Genomic DNA, 15,492 nt, shown 5'->3' on the forward strand with positions numbered 1-15,492 from the left:
TTGCAGGCAAAGGGCAACCAACCCGCGAGCCAGAGCGCTCTAGCTATTTGATGAGCTCTCATCGTAACCTCAGGCAATGCCCGTCTTTGCCCAACTCCTGACCGTCCTGTTACTCCTGTGCCTGAGCGTTTGCGCCCGGGCCGAGAAGCTGCGCATCGTCACCGAACCCTGGGCGCCCTACGTCTATGAGGAGAACGGCAAGGCCCTGGGCCTGGACTATGAAACCACCGCCATAGTGTTCAAGCGTCTGGGCGTTGATGTCGAATGGCAGTTCCTGCCATGGAAGCGTTGCCTGGCGATGCTGGAACAGGGGCTGGCAGACGGTGCACTGGATATCTTTCGCAGCGAGGAGCGCGACTCCCTGCTGCTCTACCCGAGCGAACCGCTGTCGGACGTCGAGTTCGTGATGTTCTACGCCAACGCCCGGCCCCATCCGTTTCGCACGTTCGATGAGCTCGACGGACTGACAGTCGGTACGTCTCCGGGTTATCTTTACAGCCAGGCGTTCAGGGAATCGACCCGGTTCAAGCGGGAAACCGCGCCCACCCACGAAGCCAATTTCGGCAAGTTGCAGTTGGGCCGGATCGACCTGCTCATCACCGACCGCCGAGTGGGCCGGCATGTGCTCAAGGCGCTGCAACTGGGTGACCAGATCAGCGAAAATCCCACGGTCGTGAGCCGTCAAAGCCAATACCTGGCGGTACGGCGCAGCGCCGGCATGGATTTGCTGGTGCAGCGCTTCGGCGCTGAACTCAAGCGCTTCAAGCGCGAACCGGCCTATGCCGAGCTGAGCGCCCGCTATGGTGCCGATCCGGCCGGCAAGGCGGCACCGCAAGACCCGGCGCCCCACTGAAATACACCGTTGAGCAGCAGGAAAGCGGCGCGCGGCGATTGCTCTGTTATACTCGGGCCTTCCCGCCAGGCTCACGCCCGGACGCCCGGTCTTGCAAAAGGCATCCCGACACCGCTACAGCGCAGCTTCCAGCCCGCGCGAGCCCTGTCCGGACCCGTCTTCCAGACCCGGCAGGACCGGACGGGATGACGTCTTCCAATGACCGTCATTTGCGCCAGGCAAGACTATCCCATTGGGCCAGGCCCTCACTAAAAACAGGATTACTCATGTCCTTTGCTTCCCTCGGTCTCTCCGAGGCTTTAGTCGGCGCCATCGAAGCCGCCGGCTACACCCAGCCTACCCCGGTGCAACAGCGGGCCATCCCCGCCGTGTTGCAAGGTCGCGACCTGATGGTCGCCGCACAGACAGGTACTGGTAAAACCGGCGGTTTCGCCCTTCCGATCCTGGAGCGGCTGTTCCCCAACGGTCATCCGGACAAATCCCAGCGTCACGGCCCGCGCCAACCCCGCGTGCTGGTCCTGACCCCAACCCGCGAACTGGCGGCCCAGGTCCACGAGAGCTTCAAGGTCTACGCGCGTGACCTGAAGTTCGTCAGCGCCTGCATCTTCGGCGGCGTCGGCATGAACCCGCAAGTCCAGGCCATGGCCCGTGGCGTCGATGTCCTGGTGGCCTGCCCCGGCCGCCTGCTGGACCTGGCCGGCCAGGGCAGCGTCGACTTGTCCCACGTGGAAATCCTCGTGCTGGACGAAGCCGACCGCATGCTCGACATGGGTTTTGTCCATGACGTGAAGAAAGTGCTGGCCCGCCTGCCGGCCAAGCGCCAGAACCTGCTGTTCTCGGCGACGTTCTCCAAGGACATCACTGACCTTGCCGGCAAGCTGCTGCACAACCCGGAACGCATCGAAGTCACGCCGCCGAACACCACGGTCGAGCGCATCGAGCAGCGCGTGTTCCGCCTGCCGGCCAGCCACAAGCGTGCCCTGCTGGCCCACCTGATCACCACGGGCGCCTGGGAACAGGTCCTGGTCTTCACCCGCACCAAACACGGCGCCAATCGCCTGGCCGAATACCTGGACAAGCACGGCCTGCCAGCTGTGGCGATCCACGGTAACAAGAGCCAGAACGCCCGTACCAAGGCCCTGGCCGACTTCAAGGCCGGCGAAGTGCGCATCCTCGTGGCCACCGATATCGCCGCCCGTGGCCTCGATATCGACCAGTTGCCTCACGTGGTCAACTTCGAGCTGCCGAACGTCGATGAAGATTACGTTCACCGTATCGGCCGTACCGGCCGGGCCGGTCGTTCGGGCGAGGCGATTTCCCTGGTCGCGCCGGATGAAGAGAAGTTGCTCAAAAGCATCGAGCGCATGACCAAGCAGAAAATCCCTGACGGCGACCTGATGGGCTTTGATGCCAGCACCATCGAGGCCGAGAAGCCTGAAGTGCGTGAGCGTCCGGATGTGCGCAACCCGCGCAATCCTCGTGGCCCGCGCGGCGACGGCCCGAATGGCGGCGGTGGTGGCGGCGGTCGTAAGGACAAAGGCAAGGACAAGGGCAAGGAAAAATCGGCCAGCAACAGCAACGGTCGCGGCGAACGCCCAGCCCGCGAGCAGAAGCCCCGCGAAGGCACTCCGGCCCGTGAGCAGCAACGCCCTGCGCCTCGCGCCGCGGCCGCCGACCGCGCCCCGGACGAATTCCTCGACGACGATGTCGATAACTTCGGTAACCGCGTGGACTACGTGCCGCAGCAGAAACCGGCCCAGGGTCGCGGTCGCCGTCCGGGCGCCCCGGCAACAGGCGCTGGTGCCGGCGCACCCCGCGGTGGCCAGCCACAGGGTCGCCAGAACGGACCGCGCAACAGCAACGGCTCGTCCACCGGCACTCCGCCAGGCAAGCGCAGCGGTCCGCGTAATGGCGCCCCACGTGACGGCCAGGCCCGCCGCGAAGAGTCCCGTCCACGCCGCCCGGCACGTGATGATGACCAGCCTCGTCAGGAACCTGCCGTGCAGAACCCGCGTGGCAACCAGCCGAAAATCATGCACAAGGAATCGAAAGTCGATCGTTTCCCGACGCCTGAACAGTTGGACCAATTGCCAAGCCGTCCACGCGGCGAAAAACCGGCCTTGCTGACACGCAATCGCTGAGTTTTCCAAGCCATGAAAAATGCCCCGGTTCTCGCGACCCGGGGCATTTTTTATTAAGAGCTGGACCCCCTGTGGGAGCGAGCCTGCTCGCGAAAGCGGTGTCACAACTGACAAGGATGCTGAATGTCACGGCCTCTTCGCGAGCAGGCTCGCTCCCACAGTGGCTTAGTGGTGTTCACAAATCTTGTGGAGACAAGCTCTCAAAGAATGTTCTGGAATACCAGAATCCATGCAATAAAAAACGCCCCTGATCCCAAGACCAGCGGCGTTTTTTGTCAGGCGCGAAAGTTACTTCGCCTGAACACCTTCAAACGTCACGTACAGCTCGACCACGTCGGATTTCGGACCCAGGTCTTTCTGCTTGCCGAAGTCGGAACGCTTGATCGTGGTAGTGCCTTCGAAGCCGGCACGGTAGCCACCCCATGGGTCCTTGCCTTCGCCCAGGAAGGTTGCCTTGACCACGACCGGCTTGGTCACGCCCAGCAGGGTCAGGTCACCGGTCACATCGGCGGTGTTTGCGCCGGTGGACTTGACACTGGTGGACACGAAGGTGGCCTTGCCGAATTTGCTGGCGTTCAGGAAGTCAGCGCTGGCGATGTGCTTGTCACGTTCGGCGTGGTTGGTGAACACGCTGGCGGTGTTGACGTTGAATTCGATCTTGCTGGCTTCAGGCTTGGCGGCGTCGAAGCTGAACTTGCCGTCGATGTCCTTGAAGGTACCGGTGATGTAGCTGTAGCCCAGGTGGCTGATCTTGAAGTCGACGAAGGCGTGCTGGCCTTCCTTGTCGACCACGTAGTCTGCGGCCATGGCCTGGCCGGCGGACAGCAGGGCAGAACCGATTGCCAGGGCGGCGAGCGTCTTTTTCAACATGCTTTCTATTCCTTTGGAGTCGAGGTTGAACATCAGGCTTGGCGTCCCAGCATGCGCTTGAGGGTCGCGTCACGGTCGATAAAGTGGTGCTTCAATGCTGCCAACGCATGGAGGCCGGAAAAAATTACCAGCGCCCATGCCAGGTAGAAGTGGATCTGGCCGGCGACGTCTGCCTGATCGGGCAGTCCGGACACCAGCGCGGGTACTTCAAACAAACCAAACACCGAGATCCCGACACCGTCTGCGGTGGAAATCAGGTAACCGGCGATCATCACGGCGAACAGCCCGAGATACAGTGCACTATGACCAATCCTGGCGCCGACGCGTGTAAGGCGGCCATAGGTTTCCAGGGTCGGTGGCGGCGGGCTGACGAAACGCCAGATCACTCGCAGCACCATCACCGCCAACAGCACCAGGCCGATGCTCTTGTGGATGTCCGGCGCGTCTTTGCGCCAGGTGCTGTAATAATCCAGCCCGACCATCCACAGGCCCAGCGCGAACAGCCCATACACCGCCAAGGCAACGGCCCAGTGCGAAACGATGCTGACCCAGCCATAGCGAGAAGAAGAGTTGCGTAGCTGCATTGCTCATATCCTGTAAAAACTGTGACCAAGACTAGCGAGTTATCTATCGAATTAAAGCGGAAAATTTCGCTTTGAAATATCGAGAAATACGATCATCAGTCTGGGACGGGTGCGTTAAGGAAAGATTAAAGCGGATGCGCTGCGTGATGGCGGGGGAGCCAGGACATCAGCTTGGCCGGAGGGCCTCATCGCGAGCAGGCTCGCTCCAAAAAACGCCTGTCAGGCTATATCTGCTGCCTGCTCGATACCCAGGGAAGAGCAAGCTCGCTTAGATATTTTGCCGTGCAATATATATGTATAGTCATTTTCTTTTTGCTGCCTGATTAAATGAGCCCTCAATAAATCATTGAACAAGGTGAACAAAATGGCTGTTCGTTATACCCCTTTTAAAGCTAGCGGCTCGCCGCAACTGCCACCAAATCAAACGATGTCCCCGGGGCAATACCTGAAATCCAGCAACGGGCGGTTCCGATTGATATTGCAGGCCGATGGGGACTTGGTAATCAAGGACGGCGAGGCAATTGTTTGGACCGCTGGTGACAAACAACCTTACAGCGTCACGTTGTATCCAAAAAAAATGCGTGAGCCTCTACAACTTGTCGTTAGCAACAGCGGCTTTCTTTATGATCCGTCCCGACGGCGTTTATGGATCGCCGAAAGTACCCACAGTGCAGACAAATCTCTTTGGTTCAACACCTGCATGATCATGCAGGACGATGGCAATCTGGTCATTTTTGACAAGCGAACAGGCAACCTCTGCTGGGCCCGCTTTGGCTTCGTCCCGGGACGTTTTTCGAAACCAAAACGGGTCAAGATCTGGTTCGAGGATGTGGAGGTTTACACTTGGTCTTTTTCACTACCACCCCTGTAGCGGCTTCCCAAAAATCAAGTATTGGCGCATTCAGGCCTGTAAGGATCCATATCGCATCTGTACGACAATTGAGGATCGTGTTTTTTAAGTATCATACGGCCATCTGTACAGCCGCTGCCGAAGAGCATGATCAATAATATTAATGCCGCCACCGGTTTCATATGTTGCTCCAGTTCTACGCGTCCAACGCTTTGAATTATCAATTAACCGAGCACTCAGGCTTGTATGGATCAAAGGTGCATTTGTACGCCAACTGAGGGTCCCGTTCCGGAACCATCGGAATCATCAGGGGATCCCGACATTCACCATACACACACCCGTACAGCGAAATCGATACGACCATTGCCATCAGTATTTTCATACGCACTCCTGTTTTTCAAGGAGCCTGAACGCATGGCCCGGCGAGCTCTATCGGCTGCTTCCGGTTAAAGGGTGGGAAGTTTCCGATATATCGTCGAGACATGCGGGACGTCGGCGTAATGATCGACCCGTGGCGAGGGAGCTTGCTCCCGCTCGGCTGCGAAGCAGTCGCAAACCGGCGGGTGCGGTGTGTCTGATGTTCCGCATTGGGAGGGTTTGGGGCCGCTTCGCGGCCCAGCGGGAGCAAGCTCCCTCGCCACGGGTTTATTGATTGCCTTAAGTAAACGGCAGCGTTCTTTCCACTTGACGTTACTGAGCCTTCGTCTCAGTAGTTGCCGCCGGTTTGGCGGCGGGCTTCTTCACTGGCTCAGCCTTTTTCACTGGTGCCTTGGCCGGGGCCTTTTTAACCGGGGCCTTGGCCGCCGGCTTCTTCGCCGCTGGCTTGGCCGTGGCTTTCTTGGCTGGCTCGGTCTTCGCCGGCGCCGGCGCGGGTGGTTCCACCGGCGCAGGGGCTGGGACGGGGGCCGGTGCCGGCGCTGGAGGCGGCGCTACCGGCTCGGGAGCCTTGGCCGGCTCCGGCTTCTTGTCATCATCCGAGCCGCCGAACAGGTTGCTGAAGAAGTTGCCTTTCTTCGCCGCCACCGCTCCGGCGGCAGCTGCTGCGGCCGGGGCGACTTTCGGTGGTTCGAACGACTTGCCCGCCGCCAGGTCTTCAACCTGGCTGGCGGCGCGCTGGCCGCTGCGCAGTGCGCCTTCCAGGGTGCCTGGGTACAGCGCGTCGGTGTGTTCGCCGGCAAAGGCGACGCGCTGCAATGGTTTTTCCCACAGGCGCCAGTACTTGCTGATCTGGCCCGGACCAAACGCCAGGTACGCGCCGCCCATGGCAGGGTCGGTGCTGTAGCGGCGGATTTCATAACCGGTGAATGCACCGCGCGCCTGTGGATAAAACGCGTGGAGGCGGATCAACACCTGGTCGACCATCTGCTTGTCGCCGAAGGCCTGCATCACCCGTGCGTTGTCGCCGGACAGGTTGATGACAACGTTGGCGCCACCCTTCATGGCTGGCTCGATCCACATCATGCCCAGGCCGGCGTTGCTGTAGATCTCGCCCGACATGCGTGCCTTGCTGTCCCAGACCGGGGTCTTGAACTTGAGCATGATCTGGTCGCGCCAGCCGTAGTTGGTGCCTTTGATCGCACCCAGGTGCTGGGCATCCAGGGCCGGGGTCAGTTGGATCTTGTTCAATGCTCGCAAGGGCACGGCCAGTACAACATAGTCGGCCTGGTAACCGACGCTGCCGACCTTGACGGTGACGCCGTCCTTGTCCTGGGAAATGGCCGACACCGGCGAGCTCGTCTTGATGGTTTTCAGTTGCTTGACGAATGCCTGGGCCAATACCGGGCTGCCACCGAGCAGGCGCGAGGCGCGCAGGTCACGGTCGGACACGCCGCGATAGACGCGGTTCTGCTGGGCGAAATACAGCAACGACAGGCGCGACGGCTCGTCATAGCGCGTGCGGATTTCCTGGTTGACCAACTGTCGGGCGGTCGCCGGCAATTGCAAGCGGTCCAGCCAGTTGGACACGGTGATCTGGTCGAGCGCGTGCAAGGTACTGGTAGCCGTCGGGTTCAGTGGGTCGTCGATGGAACGGGCCAGATCATCCAGGGTGGTTTCGTAGCGCTTGAGCGCCTCGGCCGTGGCTGGCTGCTTGGTCGCCAGGTCGGCGGCAGTAAAATAGGTGCCGTCGATCAGGTAGCTAGGGGTGCGCACGAATTCCGGCGCCGGCGTGGTGCTCAGCTTGAAGGTCGAAACGTACTTGTTCAGTACCGGCTGGACCTTATCGTTGCCGATCCACTCGCTGGTGGCCATGCCCGAACGGCCGCCCAGGCTCGGTTTGGCTTCCAGCAGGGTCACGGCCCAACCCTTGTTCTGTAACTCGTAGGCCGCCGTGAGCCCGGCCAACCCGCCGCCGATGACGATGGCCGTCGGTTGTTTGTCCTTGGCCAGCGCCGAAACGCTGAACAGCCCTATCATCACCAGCGCACAGGCGCGCAGCCAACCAGCAGACATTCAGCGAACTCCGGAATTGCGTAAGAATTTTCGGTTTTTCGAGCCAGTCGGCTCCGGGAACGGCGAAGAATACGTCAGCCATCAAAACGCCGCCAGCGACGTCTATCACCTCACTGAAACGGGTGGGGACGACACAATGGGTTGTTCCCCGGCCCGCCATTGCATAGGCTTGCGCGATTGTTTTGCCCGCGCCCGCCGCGAGCCGCCTCGAGGAGACTGTACATGGGCCTGAATAACCAGTGGATGCAGCGCGATCTTGCCGTGCTGTGGCACCCCTGCACCCAGATGAAAGATCACGAACAACTGCCGCTGATTCCTATCCGGCGCGGCGAAGGCGTGTGGCTTGAGGACTTCGAAGGCAAGCGCTACCTTGATGCGGTGAGTTCCTGGTGGGTCAATGTGTTCGGCCACGCCAACCCGCGCATCAACCAGCGCATCAAGGATCAGGTCGATCAGCTTGAGCATGTGATTCTCGCCGGTTTCAGCCACCAGCCGGTGATCGAGCTGTCCGAACGCCTGGTGAAGATGACGCCCGAAGGCCTGACCCGGTGCTTCTATGCCGATAACGGCTCGTCCTGCATCGAAGTGGCGATGAAGATGAGCTTTCATTACTGGATCAATCGCGGCCGGCCCGACAAGAAACGCTTCGTTACCCTGAGCAACAGCTACCACGGCGAAACCATCGCGGCGATGTCGGTGGGCGATGTACCGCTGTTCACCGAAACCTACAAGGCGTTGTTGCTGGACACGCTCAAGGTGCCGAGCCCCGACTGCTACCACCGCCCCGAAGGCATGGGCTGGGAAGAACATTCGCGAAACATGTTCGCGGCCATGGAGCAAACCCTGGCCGAGCACCACGACACGGTGGCGGCGGTGATCGTCGAACCGCTGATCCAGGGCGCAGGCGGCATGCGCATGTACCACCCGGTGTACCTGAAGCTGTTGCGTGAAGCCTGCGACCGCTATGGCGTGCACCTGATCCACGACGAAATCGCGGTCGGCTTCGGCCGCACCGGGACGATGTTTGCCTGCGAACAGGCTGGTATCACGCCAGACTTCCTTTGCCTGTCCAAGGCCCTGACCGGCGGCTACCTGCCGCTGGCGGCGTGCGTGACAACCGATGAGGTCTACAGCGCGTTCTACGACGACTACCCGACCCTGCGTGCCTTCCTGCATTCCCACAGCTACACGGGCAATCCGCTGGCTTGCGCGGCGGCGCTGGCGACCCTGGATATTTTCGAAGACGACAACGTCATCGAAACCAACAAGGCCCTGGCCCAGCGCATGGCCAGCGCCACCGCCCACCTGGTCGACCACCCGAACGTGGCCGAAGTGCGCCAGACCGGCATGGTCCTGGCTATCGAGATGGTCAAGGACAAGGCGAGCAAAACCGCGTACCCATGGCAGGAACGGCGCGGCCTGGCCGTGTTCCAGCATGCCCTGGAGCGCGGCGCCCTGCTGCGGCCGCTGGGCAGCGTTGTATATTTCCTGCCGCCGTATGTCATTACGCCGGAGCAGATCGATTTCCTCGCGGAAGTTGCCAGCGAAGGGATCGATATCGCCACCCGGGACAAGGTCAGCGTGGCGGTGCCGAAGGATTTTCACCCGGGGTATCGCGATCCGGGCTGATACGTCTGTGAACGAAATTCTCCGTGGCGAGGGAGCTTGCTCCCGCTCGATTGCGCAGCAATCGCAAGAATGGGGCCGCTTCGCAGCCCAGCGGGAGCAAGCTCCCTCGCCAAAAAAGCTTGCTCACCGCAAAGCCCCCGACCACGCAGCAATGCGCAATCCGATTGTGTAGAGAACAAAACATGAGACTCTCCCGCTTCTTCATCGATGCCCCCCTGAGCCTCGGCGATCACGAGCTGCCCGAAGCCCAGGCCCACTACATAGGCCGGGTGCTGCGCATGGCCGAGGGCAACGCGGTGCAAGTATTCGATGGCTCCGGCCAGGAGTTTCGCGGCACCCTGGCCGAGGTCGGCAAGAAGCGCGTGCGCGTGCAGCTCGACGAGCAATTTGCCGGGCAGGCCGAGTCGCCCTTGCGCATTCATCTCGGCCAGGGCCTGTCCCGGGGTGAGCGCATGGACTGGGCGATCCAGAAGGCCACGGAATTGGGGGTCAGCGAGATCACCCCGATTTTCACCGAGCGCTGCGAAGTGCGCCTCAAGGACGAGCGCGCCGACAAGCGCTTGCTGCACTGGCGCCAGGTAGCGATCAGCGCCTGCGAACAGTGCGGGCGCTCGACCGTGCCGGTGATCCACCCGCCGCTGTTGCTGGCGGACTGGTTAAAGCAGGCCGAGGCTGAGCTGAAACTGGTACTGCACCCGGTGGCCGAGCCGCTGGTCAGCCATGACAAACCGTCCACACTGGCCTTCCTGATCGGCCCCGAGGGCGGCTTGTCGGATGCCGAGGTCGAGCAGGCCAAAGCCGCCGGCTACCAAGCCGCCCGCCTCGGCCCCCGCGTGCTGCGCACCGAAACCGCGCCAGTGGTGGCGTTGGCGGTGGCGCAGCAGTTGTGGGGGGATTTCTGAAATCAGATGTCGCCCTATCCCCCTGTGGGAGCGAGCTTGCTCGCGATGGCGGTGGGTCAGTCAATATCGATGCCGACTGATCCGGCGCTATCGCGAGCAAGCTCGCTCCCACAAGGGATCTTGGATGTCTGGACGGGCTACTGCACCGGCTCGCTGGTCGGCTTGGCAATGATCGCCTTCAACTCGCTGGTCATCGGAAATTCCAGGTTCAGGCCCTTGGGTGGAATCGGTTTCTGGAACCAGCGGTCGTAGATCTCGTTGATCTCCCCCGACTTGTACAAATCGGCCAGGGTCGCGTTGACCAGCGCCAGGAATTGCGGATCGTCCTTGCGCACCATGCAGCTGTAGATTTCCCGCGATTGCTCCTGCCCCACCACCACCCACTTGTGCGGGTCGCGGGCCTTGGCCCGTTCGCCGTAGAGCAGCGCATCGTCCATGTAGAACGCCGCCGCCCGGCCGGTCTCGAGCATCTGGAAGGACTCGCCGTGGTCCTTGGCGCTGATGATGAACATGTCGGCCTTGTTGTCCTGGTTGTAGCTCTTCAGGAACCGCTCGTTGGTGGTGCCGGCGGTGGTCACCACGTTCTTGCCGCGCAGGTCGGCAAAGCTGTGGATGCCACTGTCCTTGGCCGTTAACAACTGGCCCTTCACGTAAATGAAACCGTAGGAAAACGCCACCTGCTTCTGCCGCTCGGCAGTCACGCCGGTGGAGCCGCATTCCAGATCCACGGTGCCGTTCTGCACCAGTGGAATGCGGGTCTGGGAGGTGACCAGGTTGTACTTCACGTTCAGTTGCGGCAACGCCAGTTGCTGCTTGATGCGCTCGACGATCTTGCCCGCCAGCTCCACCGAATACCCCATCGGTTTGCCGCTGTTGTCCCCGACATAGGAAAACGGCACCGAGGCGTCGCGATAGCCCAGGGTGATGCTTTTGTTGCTGGCGATCTTTTCCAGCGTGCCGGCCGGAGGCGCTTCATTGGCAAAAGCCTGGGCGCCGAGCAGCAGGCTCAGGGTACAGCCGATCAACGTGATTTTCTGCATTGTTGTTCTCCGTTGCGGGTGGGTCAGGCGGCGCGGGGCGTGAGGCCCTGCAGGTCGATGGAAGGTGTGTGCTGGCGGATCAGCTCGCTGAGCACGCGAGCGCTGCCACACGCCAGGGTAAAACCCAAGGCCCCATGGCCCAGGTTGAGCCACAGGTTACGGTAGCCGGTGGCGCCGATAAGCGGCACGCCGCTGGGGGTCGCCGGGCGCATGCCGGCCCATTCGATGGCATGGGAATAATCCCCAGCCTGGGGAAACGTTTCCAGGGCCTGGCGCTTGATCAAGGCCAGGCGCTTGGGGTCCGGCGTCGGGTCGAAGCCGACGATGTCGACCATCGCCGCGATTCGCAATTGTTCGCCGATCCGCGCATAGACAACCTTGCGGTCGTAGTCGGTGATGCTCAACTCCGGCGCCTGATGCTCGCGACCAATGGGCACGGTCAAGCTGTAGCCCTTGAGCGGATACAGCGGCATCCGCACGCCGGGCAAGGCGAGCGCGGCGCTGCGGTGGCCGGCGGCGATTACCAGGTGCTCGACCTCCACACGCTGCTCGCCCAGGTTGATGGCCTGCACCGCGCCATTGGCGTGTTCGATGGCGCTGACCGGCTCCCCCAACACGAACTCGCAGCGCCCCGAAGCGCGCAAACGTGCCGCCAATTGCTGGCAGAACCCATGGCAGTCGGCGACCTCCTCATCCGGTGTGTAGATCCCGCCTACATACGGCACGCCGGCCAGGGCCGGTTCCAGGGTCGCGCACTCGGCGGGGCCAAGCACCTGCTGAGAGGCAGTGTCCGCCAACCCCTGCCGCGCGCGCCGGAAATGCCCCGCGTCACGAAACGTCACCAGCTTGCCGTTGCACCGCCACTCGAAGCCGTCGAGGTGGTCCTGTTCGCGCCAGCCCTGCAAGGTCGCCTGGCTCAACAGCGCCAGGCGCAGCAGGTGGGCGCCGTTGCGCCGGTTGACCGAAGTCCGGCACGCGGCGATGAACGCTGCCATCCAGCGCCACTGGGCCGGGTCCAGGCGTGGCCGCAGCTTGAGCGGCGAGTCACCGCGCAGCATCCAGCCCAAGGCCTGCCAGGGCACCCCGGCGTCAGCCAGCGGCGTGACGTAGCGATAGGACAACTGGCCGCCATTGGCGAAGCTGGTCTCGCTGCCCAACGCATCCCGCGCCTCAACCAGCGTGACGTCGATCCCATCGCGGACCAGCGCGTAAGCCGTCGCCAGGCCGACCACGCCGCCGCCAATGATGCATACCCGCTGAGCCATGTCCGCCTCACATCCGTTTCGAATGACCCGAGGTTAGGGCCAGGTGACAGCGCTCGAACAATGAATAAAGATGAGCCTCCTATAAACAAAGGTTATAGGCACGCCATGCGCCTTCGTCATATCGAGATTTTCCAGGCGATTCGCCAGACCGGCTCCATCAGCGGCGCCGCCCAGTTGCTGCACGTTTCCCAGCCGGCGGTGACCAAGGTATTGCAGCATGCCGAGCAGCAATTGGGCTTTGCCTTGTTCCTGCGGGTGCGCGGCAAGTTGCAGGCCACCCCCGAAGCGCTGGAGCTGGAGCGCGAAGTCGACAAGGTCAGCGAGAGCCTGCAAGGTGTCCGGCGCCTCGCCCAGAGCCTGCGGCGCGAGCCGGGCCACAGCCTGCGGATCGGCGCGACACCGGCCCTGGCCTTGTCGCTATTGCCGGCGGCAATCCATCAATGGACCCGACGCTACCCGGACATCGTCTGCGAGTTGTCCAGCGCCCACAGCCGCGAACTGACACAAAACCTGCTGATGCGCGAGATCGACGTAGCCCTGAGTTTGCAATTGCCCGATCACCCAGGCCTCAAGGCCGAGCCCCTTGCCAGCGGCGTATTGGTAGCCCTGGCACCGAGCGGTCACTGGCCCGAAGCGGTGATCGGCACGCCTATGCCGTTGCAGGAGCTGGCCGGCGCGCCGTTGATCGGCTTGTCCAGCACCGACCCGCTGTCCGCCAGGCTGGATGGCTACCTCAAGTCAGTGGAACCTCCACCCCGAGTGAGCATTGCCGTACAGACGTACTCACTGGCCCGGGCCATGGTCGAATCCGGCGCCGGGCTGGCGGTCATCGACCCGTTTACCGCCTTGGGGGCTTCACGCGCCCGTACGGCTATCAGGCCATTGTCGCCGCCGTTGCCCATTGCCTTGTACGCCGTAACCCGCGCCAATGAAGCCCCGCCCCACACCGTGGGGGCCCTGCTGGAAATTGTCGCCAGCCAGGCCCAGGCGCAACTTGATCGCCTGTTTGCGACCGCTCAAAGCACGTAGAACAGAATCGCCACGAAATGCAAAAGGCTGCCGGCGATGACGAAAAGGTGCCAGATGCCATGGGCGTGGCGCAGGCGATGGTCGAGCGCGAAGAAGATGATGCCGACGGTATACAGCACGCCTCCCGAGGCCAGCCAGGCAAACCCGGCGCTGCCCAGCGCCGCCAGTAGCGGTTTGACCGCCACCAGAACGATCCAGCCCATCACCGCATAGATGACGATCGAGAGGATCCGCGCTTCGGAACGCGGCTTGATTTCCTGCAGGATACCGATCACCGCCAGCCCCCAGACGATCCCGAACAACGTCCAGCCCCACGGCCCGCGCAGCGTTACCAGGCAGAACGGCGTGTAGCTGCCGGCGATCAACAGGTAGATCGAAAAATGATCGACCTTCTGCATGATCTCTTTCTTGCGCCCGCGCACGCTGTGATAAACCGTCGATGCGCTGTAGAGCACCAGCAAGGTGAACCCGTAGATTGCCACGCTGACGATCTTCCACGGATCGCCGGCCATCCCGGCGATCACCAGCAGCCACACCGCACCGATAAACGCGGCGACCGCGCCCACCAGGTGCGTCCAGGCGTTGAGTCGTTCCCCGTGATACATCCAGATCCACCCCCTATTACGAATTTGGCGCCAAGGCTCAGGCCTGGCGCGTCAAAGTGCAATGGTTTGCTTCCAGCCTACTTAACACTGAACTGTGAAGATCTCTGTGGCGAGGGAGCTTGCTCCCGCTTGACCGGGCTGGCGCTCCAGTGCGCAGCGCTCACAAGATTCTTGGGGCTGCTTCGCCACCCAGCGGGAGCAAGCTCCCTCGCCACAACAGCTTCCTAGCCACATAAATCGCGTCGCCGGGAAGACATGGGGCACAATCGAGCCATACGAACAAGAGTCCGCCCCATGCTCATCGACGAAGAATTGACCCTGAAGAAACTCGAGGTGTTCCTGGCCTTCATGCGCACCGGCAACCTGGCGCGGGCGGCGGCCGAGTTGCAGACCAGCAACGTCAGCGTGCACCGGGCCATTCACTCGTTGGAAAGCGCCTTGCGCTGCCCGCTGTTCAAGCACGAAGGCCGCAACCTCACGCCGTTGGAAAGCGCCTATGTGCTGGAGGAACGGGCGCAGAAGCTGATCCAGGACGTGGTCGACAGTGTGCGCCTGACCCGCGAGGCCGCCGGCTTCTCCGCCGAGCGCTTCAAGCTTGGCTCGCTGTATTCGCTGACGGTCAAGACCGTGCCGCAGTTGATCATGGGCCTGAAGATCCGCCGCAGCGAGCTCAACATCGATCTGATCATGGGCTCCAACATCGACCTGTTGTACAAGCTCAAGAACATGGAAGTCGATGCGATCCTGGTGTCCCTGGACGACAGCGTCAACGACCCGGACTGCGAGCAGATCGCGCTGTTTTCCGATGACATCTTCCTCGCCACGCCCGCCGACTCGCCCTTCGCCCAACGCAGCGAGGTCGACTTGGCCGAAGTCCGCGACGAGACGTTCATCACCCTGACCCAGGGCTTCGCCACGCATCAGGACGGTGTACGGGTGTTCAAGCAGGCGGGGTTCGAGCCGAAAGTGGCGATGCAGGTCAATGACATCTTCACCCTGCTGAGCATGGTCAGCTCCGGGGTGGGTTATGCCTTGCTGCCAGGCCGGATTGCGGCGGTGTATGAAAACCGGGTGAAGCTGATCCCGTTGCAGGAAAAGTACCGGTTGCAGCAGCACATCGGCGTGGTGTTCCTCAAGGCCAAGGAGCGCGACCCGAACCTGCTGGCGTTGTTGGCGGAATGCCGGATGTATGCCAATCGCCAGGCTTGAGACCGAGTCGCGCGTTTCGCGAGCAGGCTCGCTCCCACAAGGGTGGACCCAATCAATGTGGGGG

The 15,492-nt window shown here is 62.0% G+C and carries 12 protein-coding genes and 1 pseudogene; 7 read left to right on the plus strand and 6 right to left on the minus strand.

Annotated features, from left to right (window positions below; all coding sequences use genetic code 11):
* Positions 1–76: 76 nt before the first annotated feature.
* Positions 77–888 (plus strand): annotated as a pseudogene (locus J3P97_RS25485) (substrate-binding periplasmic protein); the annotation flags it as partial.
* A 231-nt stretch (positions 889–1,119) separates the two neighbouring features.
* Positions 1,120–2,994: a DEAD/DEAH box helicase gene (locus tag J3P97_RS25490; RefSeq protein WP_434574071.1), complete on the plus strand. Its 1,875-nt coding sequence runs from the start codon at positions 1,120–1,122 to the stop codon at positions 2,992–2,994.
* A 288-nt stretch (positions 2,995–3,282) separates the two neighbouring features.
* Here J3P97_RS25490 and J3P97_RS25495 read toward each other — a convergent pair whose 3' ends face one another.
* Positions 3,283–3,864 carry a YceI family protein gene (locus tag J3P97_RS25495; RefSeq protein WP_305498214.1) on the minus strand — a complete coding sequence of 194 codons (582 nt, stop codon included), beginning with the start codon at positions 3,862–3,864 and terminating at the stop codon, positions 3,283–3,285.
* Between the two features lie 32 nt (positions 3,865–3,896).
* Positions 3,897–4,448, minus strand: a complete 552-nt coding sequence (locus J3P97_RS25500) for a cytochrome b (protein WP_305498213.1) — start codon at positions 4,446–4,448, stop codon at positions 3,897–3,899.
* A gap of 364 nt (positions 4,449–4,812) precedes the next feature.
* Here J3P97_RS25500 and J3P97_RS25505 point away from each other — a divergent pair, with 364 nt between their 5' ends.
* On the plus strand, positions 4,813–5,319 hold the full coding sequence (locus J3P97_RS25505; protein WP_434673013.1) for a hypothetical protein: 507 nt from the start codon (positions 4,813–4,815) through the stop codon (positions 5,317–5,319).
* 669 nt (positions 5,320–5,988) lie between these two features.
* On the opposite strand, the gene J3P97_RS25510 is transcribed toward J3P97_RS25505, so the two are convergent.
* A complete protein-coding gene (locus tag J3P97_RS25510; RefSeq protein ID WP_434673014.1) occupies positions 5,989–7,749 on the minus strand; it encodes a flavin monoamine oxidase family protein in 1,761 nt (586 codons plus the stop codon).
* Positions 7,750–7,971: 222 nt separating this feature from the next.
* Here J3P97_RS25510 and J3P97_RS25515 point away from each other — a divergent pair, with 222 nt between their 5' ends.
* Positions 7,972–9,378 (plus strand): adenosylmethionine--8-amino-7-oxononanoate transaminase, encoded by a 1,407-nt coding sequence (locus tag J3P97_RS25515; RefSeq protein WP_434673015.1) that lies wholly within the window; start codon positions 7,972–7,974, stop codon positions 9,376–9,378.
* 182 nt (positions 9,379–9,560) lie between these two features.
* Entirely contained in the window at positions 9,561–10,280 is a 720-nt protein-coding gene (locus J3P97_RS25520) for a 16S rRNA (uracil(1498)-N(3))-methyltransferase (protein WP_434673016.1), read from the plus strand.
* A 137-nt stretch (positions 10,281–10,417) separates the two neighbouring features.
* On the opposite strand, the gene J3P97_RS25525 is transcribed toward J3P97_RS25520, so the two are convergent.
* Positions 10,418–11,320 carry a transporter substrate-binding domain-containing protein gene (locus J3P97_RS25525; RefSeq protein WP_434673017.1) on the minus strand — a complete coding sequence of 301 codons (903 nt, stop codon included), beginning with the start codon at positions 11,318–11,320 and terminating at the stop codon, positions 10,418–10,420.
* 23 nt (positions 11,321–11,343) lie between these two features.
* Positions 11,344–12,585, minus strand: coding sequence for a D-amino acid dehydrogenase (locus J3P97_RS25530; RefSeq protein WP_434673018.1), 1,242 nt, complete (start codon positions 12,583–12,585; stop codon positions 11,344–11,346).
* 105 nt (positions 12,586–12,690) lie between these two features.
* On the opposite strand from J3P97_RS25530, the gene J3P97_RS25535 reads away from it, so the two are divergent.
* On the plus strand, positions 12,691–13,614 hold the full coding sequence (locus tag J3P97_RS25535) for a LysR family transcriptional regulator (protein WP_434673019.1): 924 nt from the start codon (positions 12,691–12,693) through the stop codon (positions 13,612–13,614).
* On the opposite strand, the gene trhA is transcribed toward J3P97_RS25535, so the two are convergent.
* Positions 13,602–14,219 carry a PAQR family membrane homeostasis protein TrhA gene (gene trhA / locus J3P97_RS25540; protein ID WP_305498208.1) on the minus strand — a complete coding sequence of 206 codons (618 nt, stop codon included), beginning with the start codon at positions 14,217–14,219 and terminating at the stop codon, positions 13,602–13,604. The two genes, J3P97_RS25535 and trhA, sit on opposite strands and share 13 nt — an antisense overlap.
* 294 nt (positions 14,220–14,513) lie before the next feature.
* Here trhA and J3P97_RS25545 point away from each other — a divergent pair, with 294 nt between their 5' ends.
* Positions 14,514–15,428, plus strand: coding sequence for a LysR family transcriptional regulator (locus J3P97_RS25545; protein WP_186707073.1), 915 nt, complete (start codon positions 14,514–14,516; stop codon positions 15,426–15,428).
* Positions 15,429–15,492 lie beyond the last annotated feature (64 nt).

The organism is Pseudomonas sp. R1-15, from assembly GCF_051132085.1.
In the GTDB taxonomy this organism is placed as follows: domain Bacteria; phylum Pseudomonadota; class Gammaproteobacteria; order Pseudomonadales; family Pseudomonadaceae; genus Aquipseudomonas.